The 21,540-nt window shown below is 42.8% G+C and carries 20 protein-coding genes; 12 read left to right on the top strand and 8 right to left on the bottom strand.

All coding sequences use genetic code 11. The features are described from left to right. Window positions 1-2: 2 nt before the first annotated feature. Both HMPREF9708_RS01425 and HMPREF9708_RS01420 read right to left on the bottom strand, forming a co-directional pair. Window positions 3-479, bottom strand: coding sequence for a threonine/serine exporter family protein (locus HMPREF9708_RS01425; protein ID WP_006308212.1), 477 nt, complete (start codon window positions 477-479; stop codon window positions 3-5). Further along, window positions 470-1,261, bottom strand: coding sequence for a threonine/serine exporter family protein (locus tag HMPREF9708_RS01420; protein WP_006308211.1), 792 nt, complete (start codon window positions 1,259-1,261; stop codon window positions 470-472). The genes HMPREF9708_RS01425 and HMPREF9708_RS01420 overlap by 10 nt, the downstream gene beginning before the upstream one ends. Window positions 1,262-1,381: 120 nt before the next feature. On the opposite strand from HMPREF9708_RS01420, the gene HMPREF9708_RS01415 reads away from it, so the two are divergent. The 11 genes from HMPREF9708_RS01415 (at window position 1,382) to galE (ending at window position 14,878) form a co-directional block, all read left to right on the top strand. Further along, a complete protein-coding gene (locus HMPREF9708_RS01415; RefSeq protein ID WP_006308210.1) occupies window positions 1,382-2,326 on the top strand; it encodes a RecX family transcriptional regulator in 945 nt (314 codons plus the stop codon). A gap of 4 nt (window positions 2,327-2,330) precedes the next feature. After that, window positions 2,331-3,551 carry an A/G-specific adenine glycosylase gene (gene mutY, locus HMPREF9708_RS01410; protein WP_006308208.1) on the top strand — a complete coding sequence of 407 codons (1,221 nt, stop codon included), beginning with the start codon at window positions 2,331-2,333 and terminating at the stop codon, window positions 3,549-3,551. Window positions 3,552-3,697: 146 nt separating this feature from the next. Then, a complete protein-coding gene (ntdP, locus tag HMPREF9708_RS01405) occupies window positions 3,698-4,252 on the top strand; it encodes a nucleoside tri-diphosphate phosphatase (RefSeq protein WP_006308205.1) in 555 nt (184 codons plus the stop codon). A 116-nt stretch (window positions 4,253-4,368) separates the two neighbouring features. Next, window positions 4,369-6,246 (top strand): type I pullulanase, encoded by a 1,878-nt coding sequence (gene pulA / locus HMPREF9708_RS01400; protein ID WP_006308203.1) that lies wholly within the window; start codon window positions 4,369-4,371, stop codon window positions 6,244-6,246. A gap of 271 nt (window positions 6,247-6,517) precedes the next feature. Continuing rightward, on the top strand, window positions 6,518-8,311 hold the full coding sequence (gene glmS / locus HMPREF9708_RS01395; protein ID WP_006308200.1) for a glutamine--fructose-6-phosphate transaminase (isomerizing): 1,794 nt from the start codon (window positions 6,518-6,520) through the stop codon (window positions 8,309-8,311). A 118-nt stretch (window positions 8,312-8,429) separates the two neighbouring features. After that, window positions 8,430-9,335 carry a YitT family protein gene (locus HMPREF9708_RS01390; protein WP_006308198.1) on the top strand — a complete coding sequence of 302 codons (906 nt, stop codon included), beginning with the start codon at window positions 8,430-8,432 and terminating at the stop codon, window positions 9,333-9,335. 108 nt (window positions 9,336-9,443) lie between these two features. After that, window positions 9,444-10,094: a fructose-6-phosphate aldolase gene (gene fsa, locus HMPREF9708_RS01385; protein WP_006308190.1), complete on the top strand. Its 651-nt coding sequence runs from the start codon at window positions 9,444-9,446 to the stop codon at window positions 10,092-10,094. 77 nt (window positions 10,095-10,171) lie between these two features. Then, window positions 10,172-11,236, top strand: coding sequence for an aldose epimerase family protein (locus tag HMPREF9708_RS01380; RefSeq protein ID WP_006308188.1), 1,065 nt, complete (start codon window positions 10,172-10,174; stop codon window positions 11,234-11,236). Then, window positions 11,223-12,386 carry a galactokinase gene (locus HMPREF9708_RS01375; RefSeq protein WP_006308186.1) on the top strand — a complete coding sequence of 388 codons (1,164 nt, stop codon included), beginning with the start codon at window positions 11,223-11,225 and terminating at the stop codon, window positions 12,384-12,386. Before HMPREF9708_RS01380 ends, HMPREF9708_RS01375 begins: the two co-directional genes overlap by 14 nt. 12 nt (window positions 12,387-12,398) lie before the next feature. Next, window positions 12,399-13,901: a UDP-glucose--hexose-1-phosphate uridylyltransferase gene (galT, locus tag HMPREF9708_RS01370; protein WP_006308184.1), complete on the top strand. Its 1,503-nt coding sequence runs from the start codon at window positions 12,399-12,401 to the stop codon at window positions 13,899-13,901. Continuing rightward, a complete protein-coding gene (gene galE, locus HMPREF9708_RS01365; protein WP_006308183.1) occupies window positions 13,889-14,878 on the top strand; it encodes a UDP-glucose 4-epimerase GalE in 990 nt (329 codons plus the stop codon). The genes galT and galE overlap by 13 nt, the downstream gene beginning before the upstream one ends. Before the next feature lie 151 nt (window positions 14,879-15,029). On the opposite strand, the gene HMPREF9708_RS01360 is transcribed toward galE, so the two are convergent. The 3 genes from HMPREF9708_RS01360 to HMPREF9708_RS01350 form a co-directional block, all read right to left on the bottom strand. Continuing rightward, window positions 15,030-16,058 (bottom strand): ABC transporter permease subunit, encoded by a 1,029-nt coding sequence (locus tag HMPREF9708_RS01360; protein WP_006308179.1) that lies wholly within the window; start codon window positions 16,056-16,058, stop codon window positions 15,030-15,032. A gap of 15 nt (window positions 16,059-16,073) precedes the next feature. Continuing rightward, entirely contained in the window at window positions 16,074-17,561 is a 1,488-nt protein-coding gene (locus tag HMPREF9708_RS01355; RefSeq protein WP_040447909.1) for a sugar ABC transporter ATP-binding protein, read from the bottom strand. A 123-nt stretch (window positions 17,562-17,684) separates the two neighbouring features. Then, entirely contained in the window at window positions 17,685-18,755 is a 1,071-nt protein-coding gene (locus HMPREF9708_RS01350; protein WP_006308170.1) for a galactose ABC transporter substrate-binding protein, read from the bottom strand. A gap of 200 nt (window positions 18,756-18,955) precedes the next feature. On the opposite strand from HMPREF9708_RS01350, the gene HMPREF9708_RS01345 reads away from it, so the two are divergent. Further along, a complete protein-coding gene (locus tag HMPREF9708_RS01345; protein WP_006308169.1) occupies window positions 18,956-19,318 on the top strand; it encodes a Spx/MgsR family RNA polymerase-binding regulatory protein in 363 nt (120 codons plus the stop codon). Between the two features lie 40 nt (window positions 19,319-19,358). Here HMPREF9708_RS01345 and HMPREF9708_RS08340 read toward each other — a convergent pair whose 3' ends face one another. The 3 genes from HMPREF9708_RS08340 to HMPREF9708_RS01335 all read right to left on the bottom strand — a co-directional run bounded on the left by HMPREF9708_RS08340 (window position 19,359) and on the right by HMPREF9708_RS01335 (window position 21,436). After that, complete coding sequence (locus HMPREF9708_RS08340) at window positions 19,359-19,517, bottom strand: hypothetical protein (RefSeq protein WP_006308168.1); 159 nt, start codon at window positions 19,515-19,517, stop codon at window positions 19,359-19,361. Window positions 19,518-19,848: 331 nt separating this feature from the next. Beyond that, window positions 19,849-20,451 (bottom strand): TVP38/TMEM64 family protein, encoded by a 603-nt coding sequence (locus HMPREF9708_RS01340; protein ID WP_006308167.1) that lies wholly within the window; start codon window positions 20,449-20,451, stop codon window positions 19,849-19,851. Between the two features lie 88 nt (window positions 20,452-20,539). Next, a complete protein-coding gene (locus HMPREF9708_RS01335; protein WP_006308166.1) occupies window positions 20,540-21,436 on the bottom strand; it encodes a selenium metabolism-associated LysR family transcriptional regulator in 897 nt (298 codons plus the stop codon). Between the last annotated feature and the right edge of the window lie 104 nt (window positions 21,437-21,540).

Raw genomic sequence — 21,540 nt, 5'->3', positions numbered from 1 at the left:
AATTATTCTCCTTCCATTTCATTGATCATTCCCAGGCGCCGCTTTTCAATATGGTATTTGTAAGTTTCCATGGCAGAATCGACCACGAAGACAGCTAGACCAATCGCAAGCGCAATAATCAAGGCATTATAGAAGGAAGTTCCCGCAGCAAGGAGGTCATTATTCATAAAGTTATAGGCGGTTTCATAGATGGCAAGGCCAGGAACATAGAGGAAAAAGGCTGGGATATAGAAGACATTAACCACTGTCTTGAGCTTACGAGACATCACTTGTCCCATGATGGATACGAGCAAACTCCCAATGAAGGTGGCTACGAAATGGTTGCTGATCGAGAGGACGATTAAATAGACAGTATAGGAAAGGATTCCTGGAAGTCCAGTCCAATAGATAAACCGCTTAGGCACCTTGACATTGACAGCGGCTGCGACAGTGGCAGCATATGCTGCGACCAGTTTAATTAGAATGGAAACTAAGTCCATAAATGAATCACTCCTCTCGATAGGGCCAAGCCAATTCCAGTACCTAAAGCCAGACTGAGTCCTAGGATAATCGCATCAATGGCCCGGGTTAAACCCGTCGAATAATCACCATGTAGAAAGTCTCGGATAGCATTTGTGAAGGCTGTACCAGGATATAAAGGCATGAGGGTCGCAGCAATCACAATATCTAGGTTAAAGTTAGGGGTTACATAAAAATCAATTAAGGGTAGAACAAAGGCGAGGGCTGCAGTCATCAATACATTGATGGAAAAACGATTCAAGCCAAAACGGTCATCTGATAATTCAAAGAATAAAATCAAAATAGCTGGAATGAGCGAGATCACTAGGTCGCCTGGGCTACCATTGAGAATCCCCACATAGCACATAATTAAAGCAATGATTGAGACGAAATTATTATGTGTGCTATACTCTTCAATCTGAAAGGTCTGGAGTCGATGAATCGCTTCTTGGCTAGTGATCTCGTCCCGCATAAATCGATCAGTTACCTGATGGACTTGGTGGATACACCGCATATGATTTTGACGGTTGTTGACTCGAATAACCAGGGTGGTTTCATCTGACTCGGTCTCGTCTTGGCTTGAAGATTCAATATTAATGAAGAGTCCAGAAGCGGATGAGAAGGCGTCCGCATATTCCAGTTGAGACTTGGAGAGAATTTGGCGGACTGTGCGCTCAACCCGATAGCCTTCAGCTTCTGATTGAATCAGGATGCGCCCGGCTAAATTAGCTAATTGTAAGATATCCTTGTCTTGCCGATCCATCGCTATTCTCCTTGTTCCTATGATTTATAGATTGATTCTATCATAACGAATCGAAAGAGATAGTCAATCAAAGGCAGATAAGTTGTCAACATGTTAAAATAGATCAGAAGAGGTGGAATTATGAAAGTATCCAAAATAGAAAGACAAAAGAAACAATCCCAGCGATATTCCATTTTCCTGAATAATCAATTTGCATTTGGAGTGGATGAGCAGGTTCTGATTCAATTTAACTTAAGAAAGGGCATGGACCTAGATCAAGAAATGGTGAATGCCATTCTTAAGGAAGACTACCAGCAGAAGCTCTATCTACGTGGTTTAAACTATCTATCTTATGGCTTGCGTTCTGAAGAAGAAATGCGAACATACCTATTAAAATTGCCAGGCTTGACCCGTGATCACCTGATTGACTTAAGGGACTTTCAAGCAGAAGGTTCTCAAGCAAATAAAAAGGACCAAGCAGGGGGGCATCTGCCGGTTGATCTTGAAGGGGAGTCTTCGACCCCTGTCTTGTTACCTCAAGATCTGGTGGATTTGATTATTGCTCGTTTGAAAGATCAAGACCTAATTAATGATACTCATTATGCAGCGAGTTACGTGCGAACACAAGCTGAATTGAATCGAAAAGGACCGCGAGTGATCTACCATGAGCTGCTGCGGCGGGGGATCCAGGATTCGCTAGCTCGATCTAGCTTAGATGAGGTTTATCATGAGGACTTGATTGAAGCCAATATTGTAAAGTTAGCTGAGAACTACCTCAAAAGTAAAAGAGATTTACCCTATAAAATGCGAACAATAAAAGTCCAACAATACCTCTTACAAAAGGGCTACCCTAAAGAGACTATTGCTACTGGCTTACAAAAGGTTGAAGATACCCAGAATGATCAAGAAGAAGCGCAACTTATAAGTCGATATGCGTATCTTTCTCTTAACAAAAGGCGGGATAAATTACAAGGATATGCCCTTAAACAACGCGTTTTTAATGACTTGCTGCGTAAAGGGTTTACTTATGATATCATTCAGGGCTGGATCCAATCCCATGAAGATGACTTTGAGAATGAGGAGTAGTAGAATGGCTTATTTGGACTGGTCAAACAAGAAGATCGAATCCTTCCGTAAGGCCCTGTTGGATTGGTATGATCAGCATGGAAGGGACCTCCCTTGGCGTCGCGATAAGGACCCTTATCATATATGGGTCAGTGAGATCATGCTGCAACAGACCCAGGTAGAGACGGTCATTCCATACTATGAACGCTTTATTAAGGAATTACCGACAATCAAAGCGCTAGCCGAGTGCCCAGAAGATCAACTGCTTCGCCTTTGGCAAGGTTTGGGTTACTACTCTCGGGTTCGTAACATGCAGCTTGCTGCCAGACAAATACAAGAAGACTTCGATGGAGTGATGCCAGATAATCGATCCGACTTGGAAAAATTAAAAGGAATCGGCCCATATACTGCTGCTGCAATTGCCTCGATTGCTTTTGACCAGGTGGAGCCTGCCATTGATGGCAATTTGCTACGGGTAACAGCCCGCCTTTTTGAAATTGAAGAAGATATTTCTCAGCCCAAAAATCGGAAAGTCTTCAAAGAGATCCTGGATCAGTTAATCGATCCCCAAAGGCCCGGAGATTTTAACCAAGCGATGATGGACATCGGGGCGACGATTATGACACCCAGTAATTATGATGCCCATGAGAGTCCGATTAAGGCGTTCGATCAATCTTATCAACGGGGAACAGCTGCTCTTTATCCCGTCAAGAAACCTAAGAAAAAGGCGCAAAGCCAAGAGTGGTTGGCCTATTACATTGTGGATCGATCAGGGAATGTATTGATTCGACAACACCAAGCGGATGAATTGCTAGCGGGTTTATGGCACTTCCCCTTAATTAAAGCTGCTCATGCAGAAACGATAAAGTCGGAGGGCCTCGTGGCCAGTACGTTCTTGAATTATTTCACACAACTCGATCAAATAGCCGAGCAAGATCGCGAAGATCTGAGTCGGGATTTTAAAGTGTTCTTAAACAGTGATTTGCCAATGGTCAAGCATGTCTTCAGCCACCGCATCTGGCAAGTCAAGTGTCTAGGGATGGTTTATCAAGGGCGGCCCCAGGACCTTTTAGACCAACTTCATCTGCAAGATTCGAGCTTTACTTGGCTTACGGTGGATCAATTAACCAGCTATCCTTTCTCCAGCTTGCAGGAAAAGATCATGAAAAGAATTAAAGAATCGGATTTGCTAAAGGATGAAGGGGCAGGTAGGAGGATGGATGAAAAGAAGTCATTCGATCCGTAAGGAGGGGATCGCTCCTTCATCCATGAGAGGGCCATTTGAATTTGTTAAATTAACTCAGCCAAAAGTGATTGAATTATGCTATAATAATTAGCGGACAGTTTCTAGCCTAAGGCTAGCTATTTACACAAGAGAAAGTAGGTTCAGTGATGAAGCAACCCAAAGAAGGTGAATTCATTACTGTCAAAAGTTATAAGCACGATGGTTCATTGCATCGTACATGGCGAGATACCATGGTTTTAAAGACGAGTGAGCAATCGATCATTGGTTGTAACGATCATACCCTAGTGATTGAGTCAGACGGACGTCGATGGGTAACACGCGAAGCGGCTCTTGTCTATTATCACCAGAATTTCTGGTTTAATATTGTGGCAATGATTCGCAAGCGCGGTGTGACCTATTATTGCAACCTGGCCTCACCCTATGTTCTGGATAGGGAAGCGCTGAAATATATTGATTATGATCTGGATATTAAGATGTTCCCCGATGGAGAGAAGCGTCTTTTAGATCTGGATGAGTATGAGATCCATAGTCGGCGTTACCAGTATCCACCAGAAATAGACCGAATCTTAAAATATAATATTCAGGAATTGGTTCGCTGGATCGAGGAGGAAAAGGGTCCCTTTAACCCTGCCTTTATCGATATTTGGTATGAACGGTATTGCCAATTAACACATCGTAAGAAACACCCTATAACTGAATAGTTGAATTCACTTGGCCCAAAGATTGTGTCTAAAGCAATAGTGAGTGACTCTGTGTCGCTTGCTATTGTTTTTTTATTTAGAATATAATAAAAATACGAGAGATAAGGAGGATTTTCATGGTAGATAGCTCAGCAGATTTTGATCAATTCTCATATGATGGGCCTTTGGGTGCCCTTTATGCTAAAGAAAAGACTCTTTTTCAATTGTGGGCTCCAACTGCTAGTCAGGTCGACTTGGTTATCTTTGAAGGATACTATGGACCTGTCAGGGAAAAAATCGCGATGACTTATTCTGCGAGTGACCATATCTATTGTTGCGAATTAGCGGGGGATCAGGATCAATTGACCTATCGTTATCTGTTAACTTTTTCTGATGGGACTTGTACTGAAAGTGTCGATCCTTATAGTCGGGCTGTAACCGTCAATGGCCGACGATCAGTAGTCGTCGACTTATCGAAGACCAACCCAAGGGGTTGGAGTAAGCGCATGCCGCCTCTTTCAGCAGAAGCGCCCATCATTATCTATGAAATGAGTGTGCGGGACTTCACTAAGAGTTCCACCAGTCAAGTTCGCCATCCTGGCAAGTTTTTGGGTCTGTGTGAAGAAGAGACCCGGGGAGTGAAAGGGCAAGTCACCGGTCTTTCTTATCTCAAGTCTTTGGGTATCAGTCATGTGCAAGTAATGCCAGTCTTTGACTTTCAATCGGTTGATGAGACCTTAGAAGAACCCTTCGAATATAATTGGGGCTATGACCCTCAGAATTACAACGTGCCAGAAGGATCTTACGCAAGTGACCCCTATGATCCAACTTGTCGTATCCTTGAGTTAAAGCAGATGATTCAGGCCCTTCATCAAGCTGGGATCAGAATCATCATGGATGTTGTATATAATCATGTCTATCAAATTGAGACCCATCCCTTTCATCGAACGGTCCCAGGTTATTATTTCCGTTATGATGAGAGCGGACAACTAACCAATGGTTCAGGTGTGGGGAATGATACAGCGAGTGAGCATCGCATGATGCGTAAGTATATCCTTGATAGCGTCACCTATTGGGCACAAGAATACCACATCGATGGCTTTCGCTTTGACCTGATGGGCCTTCATGATATTGAGACGATGAAGGCTATCCGTCAGGCTTTAGACCAGATTGATCCGACCATCCTGATGCTGGGTGAGGGTTGGAATATGCCCACTCCCTTTGGCCAGGAACAAGCTGCTAATCTAGGAAACGCCTGCCAAATGCCTCGAATTGCCCATTTTAATGATGGTTTTCGCGAAGCGGTCAAAGGGAATGACTTCAATCCAGAGGCTAAAGGGTTTGTGAACGGTGCTTACTTTATGGAAGAGAAATTAGCCCATAATTTTTTGTCCCATTACCAGTGGGGAACCTTCTTGGCTCCCAATCAGGTGATTCAGTATAGTGAAGCCCATGATAATTACACGCTTTATGACCGTTTAATCCAGGCGAACCCCCTCTTGAGTCCTGAAGTCATCATCCGTCAGCAGGAGCTAGCCCTATCTTTAACCATTCTAAGCCAAGGGATTCCCTTTATTCATTCGGGTCAAGAGTTCTTAAGAACTAAAGGGGGAATTCGAGATTCTTATAACCAAAGTGACGCCATTAATCAAATTGATTGGGAGCGTGCAGAACTGTACAGCGAAACGGTTCAGTTTGTTCGCGATTTGATTCAATTACGCAAGCAAGAACCTATGCTTTGCCAGCCGTCCATTCAATCAATCCAGTCCAGTACCCGCATTAATCAAGCGAGTGAGCGTATTTTAGTTATTACTTATCAAGGAAGAGACTACGATCTCCTGCTAATTTTCAATGGCGACCATAATCAAGACACCTTAAGTGTTGAAGAGGGAATCTATCAATTAATCCTGTCTGGTCGGTCAGTCGATTTGACAGGTGTTAACCCTTTACAAGGATTATCTGAAGTTAAGATTGAAGCATACTCCACAACGGTCTTAAAGCATTGGAAGACATGAAAGTAGCCCTGTAACTCTATCAATAAATTTTGACAATTATTGGCAATTACGTTAAATTTAATGAGCTTTTGAAAGTATTGGTAAGGAGGATAAAGATTAGGATAGCGCCTGACCTAACCATGGTGACGAGGATTGAGTCGATCGAAATATTCGGCGGATGGCTCAAGGCAGTGCAGTCTACAGAAATAAGTTAAAGCATGTTCCGAAAGGACTTGGACAGAGCTTATTTCAGCACCAAAAGCAGGAATTCTAGAAGAATTGAGGAATTTGTATGTGTGGAATTGTTGGATTTGTCGGACAAGGTAAGGTCAGTCAGGTATTGTTAAATGGTTTAGAAAAATTAGAATATCGCGGTTATGACTCAGCTGGCGTCTATTTAATGGATGATCAAGGGCATGCCCAGCTTTTTAAGTGTCAAGGAAGAATTGAGAAATTAAAACAATTAGTCGATAAGTCATTTGAGGCTACGATGGGAATTGGCCATACACGTTGGGCGACACATGGTCCAGCTGTGGCCTATAATGCCCATCCCCATCTTTCACCACAAGGCCGCTTTGCGATCGTTCATAATGGGGTGATTGAGAACTTTCAAGAACTCAAGGCCAAGCTGATTGCTAAAGATCAGTTGAAGTCCGACACCGATACAGAAGTGATTGTTGCTTTGATTGAGCAGTATGTCCTCCAAGGGGAATCGACATGGCAGGCCTTTGGGAATGTTTTGCAAGAAATAAAAGGCTCTTATGCCTTTGGCTTGATGGACCAGAAGGATCCAAGCACACTCTATGCGGCTAAGAACAAGTCCCCTTTATTGATTGGTTTAGGCCAAGGCTTTAATCTAATTACTTCGGATGCCATGGCGACAATCGATTTAACCCATGACTATCTCGAAATTAAAGATGGAGATTTGGTCAGGTTGATGGCAGATGAGGTGAAGGTGGAAACCCTTGCAGGTGAAGAAGTTAGCCGGTCGATTTTCAAAGCTGAATTCGATGCCGAAGATCTCGGTAAGGGGGGCTATCCTCACTATATGGCTAAGGAGATAGCTGAGCAGCCAGCCGTCATCCGGCGTAACCTCCAGGCATACTTAAATGAGAGTGGAGGCTACCAATTTGATTCGGGCCTACTTCAAGCCATGCGAGCATCAGATCGGCTATATATTGTTGCTTGCGGGACCTCCTATCATGCTGGTCTGATTGGTAAGGAAGTCTTTGAGTCTTTGACTCAGATTCCAGTGGAAGTGCATATTGCTTCAGAATTTTCTTACCACCTACCTCTCTTAAGCGAGCGCCCATTCTTTATCTTTATCTCCCAATCAGGAGAGACTGCTGATAGCCGTCAGGCCTTAGTCAAGGTGAAAGAGCTGAACCTGCCAAGCCTTGCGATTACGAATGTGAAAGGATCGACTTTAGCGCGTGAATCTACTTATCAAGTCTCATTAAATGCTGGTGTTGAGATTGCTGTTGCGTCGACCAAGGCTTATATTGCCCAAGTAACGGTTCTGATTCTTCTTGCAGCAGCTATAGCAGAGGCTTCGCCAGCGGACTTTGCCCAGCAATTAAGCCTTGCGGGTCAAGCCATCGAGGCCGTCTTGAGCGAACAAGAAACGATTCATCAATGGGTGCAAACCATGCTTAGTCAAGCGGACCGTGCCTTTTATATTGGACGGTATTTGGATGAACGCGTTGCCAGAGAAGCGGCCCTCAAATTAAAAGAAATCTCCTATATTCAAACAGAAGCCTTTGCAGCTGGGGAATTAAAGCACGGAACGATCGCCCTAATTGAAGAAGGGACGCCTGTGGTTGCTTTGGTCAGTGATCCAGCCACTGCTTATCAGACCCTGTCTAACTTGCAGGAAGTTAAAGCGAGAGGGGCCCGGACCTTGGTGATTACAACCGAAGAACTGAGTCAGGGTGAGGATGAATTTATTATCCCTAATGTGCCTGTGCAATTTGCTCCTTTGGTCCTAGCAGTTGTAGGACAACTGATTGCTTATTATGCCACCCTAGACCGGGGGCTCGATATCGACAAACCTCGTAATCTAGCCAAGTCAGTGACGGTTGAATAAGGGTGAAGGGAGTGGTCAAAGAAAATGTCTGACATTTTTGTTTCAGACCATTTCAAAAAGGTGAAGGAATACGTATAATGAAGTCAATCGAATTATCTAGGAAGAGGAGCTTTGTATTATGAAACCCACCATGCCGAGTATCCAATATAAGTTAAAGCCTTGGGCCCTGGCTTATTCTATTGTCACTGTTACGCTAGGCTGTATTATCTATGCGGCAGGCGTCAACAGTCTGGTCATTCCGAACCACTTCGGGAATGGGGGTGTTTCCGGGATTGCGATCATTTTCTACTATCTTAAGCAAATACCGACTGGGACCACTAACTTAATTGTCAACTCGGTGATTTTAATCATTGGCTACCGGTTCATTGAGCGACGCACTTTAATTTTCACGATTTATGCGATGTTTGTTACTTCCTGGGCACTCAATACAATTTTCCCGCCAGTCTTCATCTCAGATAATATTCTGATCTCTGCTATGGCAGGTGGTGTGACGATGGGGATCGGGTTAGGCTTAATGATCAAGGGGCACGGTTCATCAGCGGGAACCGATATTATTGCGATGATTATGCGAAAGTATCTTGGAATTAACTTTGCAGCCGGTGTCTTTATGCTAAATATGCTGATTGTCCTTTCATCATCCTTTGTGATTGGTGCTGAGAATACGATTGTCACAATTTTTATGAAGTTCGTGACTTCGGGTACGATTGCCATGGTAACCGAGGGCCTCAGCCGTCGTAAATCCATGATGATTATTACGGATAAGCCTGATGAAGTTGCTAAAGTCATCTCTGATCGACTGAACCGAGGCATCACGGTTTTCAAGGCTTATGGTTATTTTACTCATGTGGATAAGGAAGTGCTCTATATTGTGGTTTCTCGGTCACAAGTGATTATGATCGAGCGTTTAATTGGCTCACTTGACCCCAACGCCTTTATCACAGTGAGTGAGGTGCAAGAAGTCATTGGGCAAGGATTCAGTTTCTATAATGCTACTAATAAGAACAAGAAATTTTACGATTTATAGTCAATCGTTTGAACCTTCTCCCTTGAGGAGGTTCTTTTTGTATTCTGGGCTTGAGACCTTGTTAGAAAGATTTATAATAGAAGTAAATAATAATTAATGGAGGGTATTATGAAATTTTTTCTAGACACTGCAAATCTTGAGGAAATCAAGAAGATTAATGCTTTAGGCCTAGTGGATGGTGTAACGACAAACCCAACCCTAATCGCAAAGGAAGGTCGCGATTTTGAAACGGTGATTAAAGAGATCTGTCAAGAAGTCTCTGGTCCCGTTTCGGCTGAAGTCATTAGCTTAGACTATGATGGGATGGTTGCAGAAGCACGCAAGGTAGCCCAATGGGCAGAGAATGTGGTTGTCAAGATTCCGATGACGGAAGATGGGTTAAGAGCCGTTAATACCCTATCTAAGGAAGGAATTAAGACTAATGTAACGCTCATTTTCTCAGTTGCTCAAGGACTCTTGGCTGCTAAGGCAGGTGCGACTTATATTTCGCCATTTATCGGACGCATAGATGACATGGGTGAAGAGGGCATGCAATTAATTGAAGACCTCCGCCTGGTCTTAGATAATTATGATTTACAAGCAGAGATTATTGCGGCTTCGATTCGTCATATCAACCATTTCCAAGCAAGTGCCCTGGCTGGAGCAGATATTGCCACTGTCCCAGGCAAGCTCTTTCCCAAGTTATGGGCTCACCCATTGACCGATAAGGGAATTGAATCCTTCTTAGCAGACTGGGATAAATTTCAAGAAGCCCTTTAATGAGTAAACAATTAAGCATCCAAGTTCGGCTGGTCTGAAAACTTGGATGCGCTTTTTTGTTTGATAAATGCTATAATATGAACAAAAGAGGGCGATGGGGTGTCGATGTGCAATATGAAATTAAGGCCTTTGGACAAGGCTATCATGAGATCGTAATTTATAATGAGAATTGGTTGATTGCTTTTAGTGATTTAGGAGCCCGGATCAATCGCTGGCAAGATGCTGGTAAAGATTTGATTCTAGCCAGCCGAGATGCCCAGGAAGCGCTAAGTAACCGATCCCTTTATCTGGGTGCAACCGTTGGCCGAGTGGCTGGAAGAATTGCTGGGGCAAGCTTTGATCTAAATGGGAAGACCCATTCTCTTCTTCCGAATGAAGGGAGTCACCACCTGCATGGAGGCGACCACCCCTTGGATCTGGCCCAATGGGATTTTGACCTGGTGGAAGAAACTGAAGCGATAGCGGTAGTATTCACTTATGAGGATCCCGACCAAAAGAACGGCTATCCAGGCAACTTAAGGCTTGAAGTGACTCATCGTTATCAAAAGGATAATACTTGGACGATTCAATACAAGGCCTCCTGTGATCAGGACACCCTTTTTAATCCAACCAACCATGTCTACTTTAATTTAACCGGTGATCCTAGCCAAGCCATTGACGAGCATTTGATCAAGATTGAATCGGAAGATTATTTACCAATCAATGGGGCCGGAATTCCTTTGGGGCAAGTGGAGCCAGTCAGCCACTTGGGAATTGAACCGGGTCAGTTTGTCACTTTTGGTCACATATTTAACCAGGCCAGCCCTCAAGTTCGGCTAAAATCGGGTCTCGATCATGCTTTTATTTTGCAGGCAAAGAGCCCGCAAGTTGAAGTCTCTGATCAGGATCGTCAGTATCATCTGCAGCTGGTGACCGACCAGGAGTCTCTTGTTGTCTACACAGTGAATGATCCAGCCATCCAGACCCAAGTAGATGGTAAAGTCTTGACCTATCATGGGGCCTTTACTTTGGAAGCTCAAAATGCTCCTGATGCGATTCACTGGCAGGGCCCCCAAGCAACGGTTCTCAGGGCTAATGCGCTTTATCAGGCCATGACTCGTTATCAGATTACGAAAGAGAAGGGATTTAATGAATATCAATGATTTAAAAGAAAAGTTTGAGTCTGTTTTTAAGGAAAAACCAGACCGGGTCTTTTTTTCACCTGGTCGAGTCAATTTGATCGGGGAACATATTGATTACAATGGGGGGCATGTCTTTCCTTGTGCGATCAGTCTGGGGACCTATGGGCTCGTCAGTATGCGCGCTGATGACCAGGTTGCCTGTTACTCGCTGAACTTTGAAGCGGATGGTGTGCGCACCTTTTCAACGAAAGCCATTCGCTACCAGGCCGATCAGACTTGGTTAAATTATATTAGTGGAACGGTTCATCTCATGCAAGAGCAAGCTGGGCGAGCTGTCAGAGGCTTTAATCTGTTGATTCAAGGCGATATTCCCAATGGAGCAGGACTTTCGTCCTCTGCTTCCCTAGAACTGCTGGTAGCCTATATTGCCAACCAAACTTCACAATTAGGCTTATCCCGTTTGGACCTAGTCAAGGTCGGTCAAGCAGTTGAAAATCAATTCATTGGGGTTAATACAGGGATTATGGACCAATTTGCTGTGGCGATGGGTCAGGAGAATGAAGCCCTCTTTTTAGATGTAAATACCTTAGAATTTGACCGCGTGCCAGCGGACTTTGGTGAATATGCGTTATTGATTATGAACACCAACAAACGGCGAGAATTAGCAGACTCTAAGTATAATCAGCGAAGAGCAGAATGTGAGGAAGCTCTCGCACGCTTACAAAAGATACTTGAAATTAAGCATTTGGGAGACTTAGATGTCGAAACTTTTGAAGCGAATCGTCATCTCATAGCCGATCCAATTCTTGAGGCACGGGCTAAACATGCAGTTTATGAAAACCAAAGAACACTTCAAGCACGGGCTGCCCTGATGGACCATGATATTGAGCAATTTGCTAACCTGCTCAACCAGTCCCACCAAAGTCTTAAGGAAGACTATCAAGTAACAGGTATTGAATTAGATACACTGGTTCAAGCCGCTTGGGACCATGAAGCTGTTTTGGGGGCGCGCATGACGGGGGCTGGAATGGGAGGTTGTGCCATTGCCCTGGTCCAAAAGGAGTACTTGGATCAAGTACAGACAGAGATTGCCCAGGCCTATCAGCAAAAGATTGGTTATACCCCAAGTTTTTATCTAGCAGAAGTAGGCAGTGGGACCTGTGAACGATAAGGAGCGTTTATCTTGGAGATCAATCAAGTTATATCATCATTTGTACATACAGCCATTCAAGAAGGCTACTTGGCCGAACTTGATCGAACCTATATGATCAATCGTTTATTAGCAATTCTTAAGCTTGACAACTACCAAACAACTGAACCGCATGAGGGAGCGCTATTAACCTTTTTAGACAAATTGGTTGACTTTGCGATTGCACAAGGTGTAATTGAAGAGACCTCTTTCGAAATAGAAGCCTTGGAAGCAGCTATTATGGATCTGATCACACCGTTTCCTTCGCAAGTCAACCAGCATTTTTGGGAGCTTTATCAGCAAGATAAAAAACAAGCGACCGACTTCTTCTATCGCTTATCCCAAGCTAATGACTATATTAAGACCCGTAAGATTGCTCAGAATATTGAGTTTAAGGCGGAGACTCCTTATGGTTTGTTAGATATTACGATTAATTTATCTAAGCCCGAGAAGGACCCCAAGATGATCGCCTACCTTAAGACCCTGCCTCCAGCCAAATATCCACTCTGTGCCCTATGCTTGGAGAATGAAGGGTATCGAGGAAGCCCCAAGCAAGCGGCTAGGCAGAATCACCGCATTATTCGTGTCAAGGTGAAGGACCGTGACTATGGTTTTCAATATTCACCCTATGTTTATTTCAATGAACATTCGATCTTTATTAACCAACTGCATCAACCGATGTCCATTAATCAGCGGACATTTGAGAATTTGTTGGAACTGGTGAAAGTCTTTCCGCACTATTTTGTAGGATCCAATGCAGACTTATCTATCACAGGTGGATCCATTCTAGCGCATGACCACTATCAAGCAGGCCGGTTTGAATTTGCGATGGCGCGAGCAAGCGTACTTGAAAGCTTTACCCTCAAGGCCTTCCCTAGTGTGGAAATTGACCATCTGCATTGGCCCATGTCGGTGATGCGTTTGCGCCATCAAGATCCAGATCAAATCAGTCAAGCAGCTGGTTATATTCTTGGCCATTGGCGAGATTATTCAGATGCCAGTCTGGATATTCTGGCAAGGAGTGGGGATGAAATCCACAACACTATTACCCCCATTGCGCGTTATAAGGATGGTTTCTATGAGTTGGACTTGGTTTTGCGGAATAACCGAACCTCTGCTCAGTATCCAGATGGTATTTTCCATCCACACCCCGATGTTCAACATATTAAAAGGGAAAACATTGGTTTAATTGAGGTTATGGGACTGGCTATTTTGCCACCGCGCCTATTGTCTGAATTAGAGGCCGTTCAAGCTTATCTAGCGGGCAAGATTTCTTTAGATCAAGTCGCCGAGATCCATCAGGACTGGGCGCAAGCCTTGCAGGAAGACTATTCTCCAGACCAATCGGTTGAGGAATATGTCAAAGAAGCATTAGGAGTGAAGTTTGCACGTATCTTGGAAGATGCTGGTGTCTTCAAACTCGACCAAGCAGGTCGAGCTGGTTTTCAACGTTTCATTGAATCATTGAATAAAGGAGTGGAAGGATGCATTATTTAGTTGTAGGTGGGGCCGGTTATATCGGATCCCATGCAGTTGATTTATTAGTTAACCAGGGGCATAAGGTAACGGTTCTCGATAATCTTGTGACCGGCCATCAGAAAGCTATTCATCCAGAGGCAGAATTTGTTCAAGGAGATGTGCGTGATCGTCAGATACTCGATCAAATTTTTGCAGACGATGATTTTGATGGTGTTTTCCACTTTGCGGCTTTCTCATTGGTTGGGGAGTCAGTTGATCAACCCTTGAAATATTTTGATAATAATGTCCAAGGGATGATTCAATTGTTAGAGAGTATGCAGGAACATCAAGTGAAGAAGATTGTTTTTTCTTCAACAGCGGCTGTTTATGGTAATGTAGACCAAGAATTTATTCAAGAAGATGCTGTTAAATTGCCAACTAGCCCTTATGGGGAGAGCAAGCTCATGATGGAGAAGATCATTGATTGGTGCGACCAAGCTTATGGCATCCGCTATGTATCACTGCGCTATTTCAATGTGGCCGGGGCCAAGCCAAATGGTGAGATTGGGGAAGACCACCATCCTGAAACCCACTTGATCCCCATTATTTTACAAGTTGCCCAGGGAAAACGAGACCAATTGGAGGTCTTCGGTGATGATTATCCAACGCCAGATGGAACTTGTATTCGGGACTACATCCATGTCAGTGACCTCGTTGAAGCGCATGCCTTGGCAATGGACTACCTCAATAAAGACTTGGAGAGTCAAATCATCAATCTAGGAAGTAACAATGGTTATTCGGTTCTCCAAATGCTGGAAGCAGCCCGGCGCGTGACCAACCATTCAATTCCTGCTCGGATTACAGATCGCCGTCCTGGAGATCCTGCTCGCCTGGTTGCGTCGAGTCAAAAGGCAAGAGAAGTGTTGGGCTGGGTTCCTCATATAACCGATGTGCACGAGATGATCCAATCTGCTTGGGAATGGTTTAATAAATATCCTGAAGGTTATGAGGATTAGTTTGATTTCAAAAATGAGTAAGCCTCCGTTGATAAAGTCATCAGCAGGAGGCTTATTTAACAAAAAAACATGGCATGCGAAGGCCACTTTTCCTATCGGAAAGTATGGAAAAACCTTCATTTATGCCATGTTTTATGGTTTATCAGGTGATTTATTTCTTGCGCATGGTCTTACGAATATCAAGCGCAACGGCGACTACAATGACGAGTCCTTGGAAGACGTTGGTCATTTCAGGGGTGATGCCTAAGAATTGCAGACAAGTCTTCAAGAGCTCGAAGACGAGAACCCCAATTAGAACACCTGGAACAGTTCCGACCCCACCTGAGGTTGAGACCCCACCAATGGTAGCTGCTGCAATGGCTTCTAATTCATAACCAGTACCAGCTGATACTGCCGCTGACCCAGTCTTTGCGGTTAAGAGGAAGCCAGCTAATGCATACATCAGACCCGCTAAACAGTAGATCAAAAGTTTAGACCGTTTAGTATTTACACCAGAGACTTCGGCTGCAATCTCATTGCCCCCAATGGCATACATTTGCTTGCCGTAGATCGTATGGCGATAGAGGATCAGCATAAAGATACCTGCAGCAATTGCGATGATTGTAAGATAGGGAATTTGTAATTGACCAAATTTAAAGCCTTGAGCCCCGAAACGCGTATAAGCTTGATTAAGAGAACCAATTGGAGCGTTCTTTGAGACCATCATATTCAAGCCATAAATCGCAATTTGAGTTCCCAGAGTTGCAATGAAAGGGGGAACATTCAAGCGTGAAATAACCATCCCGTTGATAAAACCAAATAAAAGACCAACTCCTAAGGCAGCTAAGAGTGCGATCACAATCGGGGATCCAGCAATTGACGGATAGAGCACTCCTGAGCTGGCATCTGCTCTTTGCAGGAAGACAGCGGAGACTACAGCAGTGATTCCAACGATCCGACCAGCTGAGAGGTCTGTTCCTCGGATAATCAGAGGACCTGAGATACCTAGGGCAATAATAAACCGAACAGAGACATTGGCAAGGATATTCTTCAAGTTATTAAAGCTTAAGAAGTTGTTCGCACTATAGGCCGTGTAGATCACCATTAAAATAATCACGACAATGAGGGCATTTTCAATGAACCATTCCTTAAAGCTGGGTTTAGGAATATGGACATTTTTAACTTTTTTAATTTTTGCCATCTTATTTCCTCCTTTTTAATCTTGCATAAATTTAGTGGCCAGATCCATGACCTTCTCTTGTGTCGCTTCTTCTTTTGAGAGGAAGCCAGAGATCTTCCCTTCACACATGACCATAATTCGGTCTGAGAGACCAAGAATCTCGCTCATTTCTGATGAAATCAAGATGACAGATTTACCTTGTTTGGCAAGACGGTTAATAATTTCATAGATTTCATACTTGGCACCGACATCAATTCCTCGAGTTGGCTCATCTAGGATGAAGATATCTGGATTGGTAGCTAACCAGCGGGCTAGGATCACCTTCTGTTGGTTACCACCAGAAAGGTTCTCAATTGCGGTCATTTCAGAAGGGGTCTTGGTATTCAGACTTCGAATTCCATTGTCGACCACTTCTGTGATTTGTTGTTGATTTAAAAGGCCGGTCTTAGTCCGATAATTTCTTAAGGATGCAGCGATAATGTTGTCACGGATGGATAAGACACCAAAAATCCCAGAATTTCGCCGGTCTTCTGTCACCAGTGCAAATCCATTACGAATTGCGTCATTAGGATTCTTAATCTCAATTTCTTTGTCACGATGAATGATCTTTCCACCAGGTTGATGGCTTCTTAGTCCAAAGATCGCTTCCATTAGTTCTGAACGTTGTGCACCGACTAGACCTGCAACCCCTAGAATCTCACCTTCTTTGAGGTCAAAACTACAATCTTGGAAGGAAAGTTTATTCGGTGAAGAGAAGTTGCGAATTTGTAATGTGGATTGGGTGCCGGGTTCAAAATTCTTGTCAGGGAACTGGTTGGTTAACTCTCGACCGACCATATTCTTGATAATTTGGCCAATTGTAATCTTGTGAGAGTCATAAGTTCCCACATATTGGCCATCACGCATGATAGTGATTTCATCGGAAATTTTGAGGATCTCGTCCATTTTATGTGAAATATAAATAATGCCCATGCCATCTGCTCTTAGAGCATCAATAACATTAAATAAATTAGCGACTTCGGCTTGAGTTAAGGAGGAGGTAGGTTCATCCATGATTAAAACTTTTGCCTTATGCGAAATAGCCTTGGCGATTTCAACTGATTGTTGTTGGGAGATGGTTAAATTTTTTAGCTTAGTAGAAGGAGAGACATCAAGCCGGATGATGTCGAGGTATTTACGTGTTTCCTCTTCCATTTTTGCATGATCAACAAAGAGTCCCTTCATCGGATAATCACCTAGGAAAATATTTTCAGCCACGGTCATATCGGGGATTGGTTGTAATTCTTGATGGATCATCGCAATTCCATGATCTAGAGCTTCCTTAGAATTTGAGAAGCTAACTTCTTCACCATTCAAGGTAATGGTGCCACCATCTCGATAGTAGATCCCATAGAGACACTTCATTAAGGTTGATTTACCAGCACCATTTTCTCCCATTAAGGCATGAACACTACCTTCTTTCAAGGTTAACTGGGCTTTATCCAAGGCTTTGACCCCAGGGAAGACTTTATCGATGTCAGTCATTTGTAAAATTATGTTCTTTTCTTTTTCCAAACGATCCACGTCCTTTAGTCATTGTCCGTTATATGAAAAGAAGCTTCTTATCATTGTATGATTAGAAGCCTCTTTAAAATTCGTGTTTAAGAATTATTCACCATAGGTCTCTTTTAGACGATTTTGGTAGTCTTCAATCGATTCTTCACGATAGTCTAAACGCTTAAGTTCAGCATCCTCAGGTTTGGTTGCTTTAATGTAATCGTGCCAGAAGTATGGCGCAACTTCTTCACCTTGTAATAATTTAATCGCAATTTCCGCTGCAGTATGAGATTGGTTGAAGTGGTCATTAAGAACGGTACCCGTAAATTCTCCTTTACCGAGCAGTTCAACAACTTCTGGTAGGGCATCTACACCAACGATATAGATATCTTCGTTGATCTTACGTCCTGCACCATTGATGGCTTGAACAGCTCCTAGAGCCATTCCGTCATTGTTTGAGAAGATGACTTCAAGATCATCGCCAAATTGGCTGAGGGCATTGGCTGCAATCTCTTGACCTTTTGCTTGGTCCCAGTTACCACGTTGTGCTTCCCCAAGAATTTCAGTTGGGATAGTTTTTTCTAATGTTTCAACAGAATATTGAGTTCTTTGTTCGGCATCGACGTTCCCAGCATCTCCCATAATCATGAGGTAGTTAACCTTACCATCTCCGTTAATATCACCATGATTATCTAATTCAGCAATCATTTCACCTTGGTAAACACCAGATTGACGCGCATCGACCCCAACATAGGTCGTCTTACCTGGCCAAAGTTCCATTGTTTCAATAGAAGGTTCACGGTTGATTAAAACCACAGGAATATCCGCTGATTGAGCATTAAGAATAATCTGGTCAGCCCCAGTTGGGTCCACTAGATTGGCGATCAATAGGTCTTTACCTTGGGCAATAAAGTTATTCAACTGTTCAGTTTGGGTGGCTTGGTCATTCTTCCCATCTTGGAATTCAAGATTATAGGTATTTCCATCAGCTTCTCCTAGTTCCTTGAAGTAGGCTTCTAGTTCATTACGGAAGAGGGTCATGAAGTTATCGTTATATTGATAAATTGCTACCCCAATCTCATAAGTTTGACCTTCCGCATGGACTTTTGGCTGCTTCACCAATCCAATAAATGAAGTGAACAACATTAAGAATGCTGCTACAATTTTAAACCCTTTGCGCATAAATCTGCCTCCTTAAATAATATTAACTCTATTATAGAAAGCCTTGTGATCCTTGTCAATCCTATCATGTAAACATTTACAAAAATCTAACCATCTTCTAGCTTAAAGAAAGGGAAGACTTATGAGGATTGGGTTTAGCTCGAAACATCTTAGCAGTTATCTCCGTCTGTTTATGGTAAGCTGTTGAAGAGGTGAAGACAATGTTAAAAATTTATGGATTAAAAAAATGTTCGACTACACAGAAGGTAGCCAATTGGATGAAGGACCAAGGGCTTGAGTTAACAGATATTATCGATATCCGTGATTGTCCACCAAGCTTTGAAGAATTAAAATATACTCTTGAAGCTTATTCTGGTAAGCGGGGTAAGATTGTCAATAGCTCAGGTCAGTTGTACCGTGACCTTCATTTGAAAGATAGACTGGATGAGATGAGTGAGGATGATTTTTTAACCCTCTTGAGTGAGCAAGGGATGTTAGTCAAACGTCCGTTGATAACAGATGGGCATAAAGCCTCAGCCGGTTCAAACCAGAAAGATTTGGCGCGTATTTGGTCCATTGAATAATCAAAAAAGCGACTAGCTGTTGAACTAGTCGCTTTTTGTTTTAGTATTTAGTATTGTTTGCTTTTTTTGGAAGAACTATGGCAGCTTCCGGATAAGTAAAACGATAGATTTTTGGATAAAGAGCATTCATGTTCTCTTTATAAGCAAAAGCATTACGATTTGATGGTTTATTTTTCATTAAATTATTGAAAAATTTCATACATAATTCCCCCTTAAAATATTTGTTTGTTGATCCCTCAACTACACTTAGTATATCATCGAATGGAAATAAGATCTTGAAAAGTAAGTAAGAAAAGCTCTTTCATTTATTAGAATTTATCTCATTTTTTAAAAACCGTACTTAAAAAAGGCTAAATAAAGGGAAGGTTAAATTAAATAAAAATGAGTTAAATCAACTTTGTTTTCAGTGGCTAAAATTTAAATGAAAAATCCTCTTTTTGATCCAGATAAAGAGCTTTCAATCAATTTCTATTTTAAAAATTTTTAAAAAGAAAAAAAAAAGCCATCCCTTTTAAAGGCTGGCCTTATTGCTAAAGAAATTGAAATAACCATTCCAGTAAGTAAGTCGTCCCAAAAGCATAAAAGGCAAGGGAAACGGGCTTACCAAAGAGGAGTGAATAGTTGAAGTAGCGTGGTTTCATATTAGTTAGACCTGCACCGTAGCAGAGGATATCAGCTGGGGAAAAAGGAATGAACATCAGAAAAGTGAAGAGGCGTTCTCCAATATGACGCTTTTCAAAAAGGTTAATCATCGAATTGAAGGACTTCTCTCCAAGAATCGCTCGGACGGTTGGCTTTCCATAAAGTCTTGAGATCCAGAAGTTGATGAATGAACCAAGATAGATCGGTAGGAGGTTGTAGATCATTCCCCATAAGGGCCCGAAGGCAAGCATTCCAATCGGGATAGTGATAGCCCCCGGCATAACTGGTATGACGGTTTGAGCGACTTGAATCAACATAAAAACAGAAGGGCCCCAGACGCCGAGCCCGTTGATAAAGTGAAGCATCTTGTCTTTATCGGTGAAGATCCCAATCTTGATGCCCCATACCACCATGGCAATGGTGATTAAGAGTCCAACGATGTTTAAGATGTTTAGAATTGTTTGCGTTCTTGCTTGTCTTGATTGGCTCACAATGTTTCTCCCTTGCTCTAGTCTGTAGCGGATAATCTGAGGTTATTATACCACTAAAAAATCGCTTGTCCTCCGACTCAAGATGGATTTATCCTTGGGCAGGATTTTGTCGCATAAAGTTAATAAACTCACGAACAGAGTCTGGCAAGTGGGCATTTTTGCGGAAGACCAGATAGAAATTACGGGTCGAATCGATATGGTCAATATCGAAGGTTAAAAGTTCTTGATGGAAGACTTCTGTTTGGACGGCCAATTCAGAAATAATCGAGACCCCTGATCCTAGCTTGATGAATTGCTTGATCGCATCATTGCTGTTAACTTCTATGACCTTGTTTAATTTAAGCGGATCAATATTTAATTCGCGTAAGAGTAAGGCTGCTTCCTTGAGAGTGCCTGATCCATCTTCACGTGAGATGAAGGGGTGGGATAGTAATTCTTGCACGCTTACTCCTTTCTCCTGACATTCAAGGTAGTAGTCGTTATAAGGGGTTGCGATAACCAACCGGTCGGTGAAGATCTTCTCAAAATGGAGGTTATTATTCATTGACTTCGATCCAACGATTCCGATGTTTAAGGATCCTAAGGCAATATCATTAATGACATTTATCGTGTCGCTTTGGTGGAGTTGGACCTTTTTCTCAGGGTTTTCTTGGTTAAACTTCGCTAGCACAGGAGGCAAAAGATAGGACGCAGCAATCGAGGAGGCGCCAATTGTGATTTTATGATTGTTCTTCTGAGAGAAGGTCGACTCAATATTGTTGGCCATTTTCATAATGGTTTGCGCATATTTATAAAACTCTTGGCCCTGAGCCGTTAGCTCATGGCTTTTTGTGGTTCGACTGATGAGTTCAATCCCCAGTTCATTTTCTAGCTGTTTAATATGTAGGGAGACAGTTGGTTGGGAAAGATAGAGTTGATTAGCAGCTTCTGAAAAGCTCCCCCATTCAACGATCGTAATAAAGGTTTGGATTTGTTTTAATTCCACGAAGCGTCACTTCTTTCTATGTATTTATCAATTATATCATATATAAGCGAGGAAAATCAGAAACGAATGACTTTAAAGAGCCAGTCCACGCAGGCGTCCGCGCA

This window comes from Facklamia languida CCUG 37842, from assembly GCF_000245795.1.
In the GTDB taxonomy this organism is placed as follows: Bacteria; Bacillota; Bacilli; order Lactobacillales; family Aerococcaceae; genus Facklamia; species Facklamia languida.
Note: the sequence above shows the minus strand (reverse complement) of the source record. Positions and strands in the feature narration are given on the sequence as shown.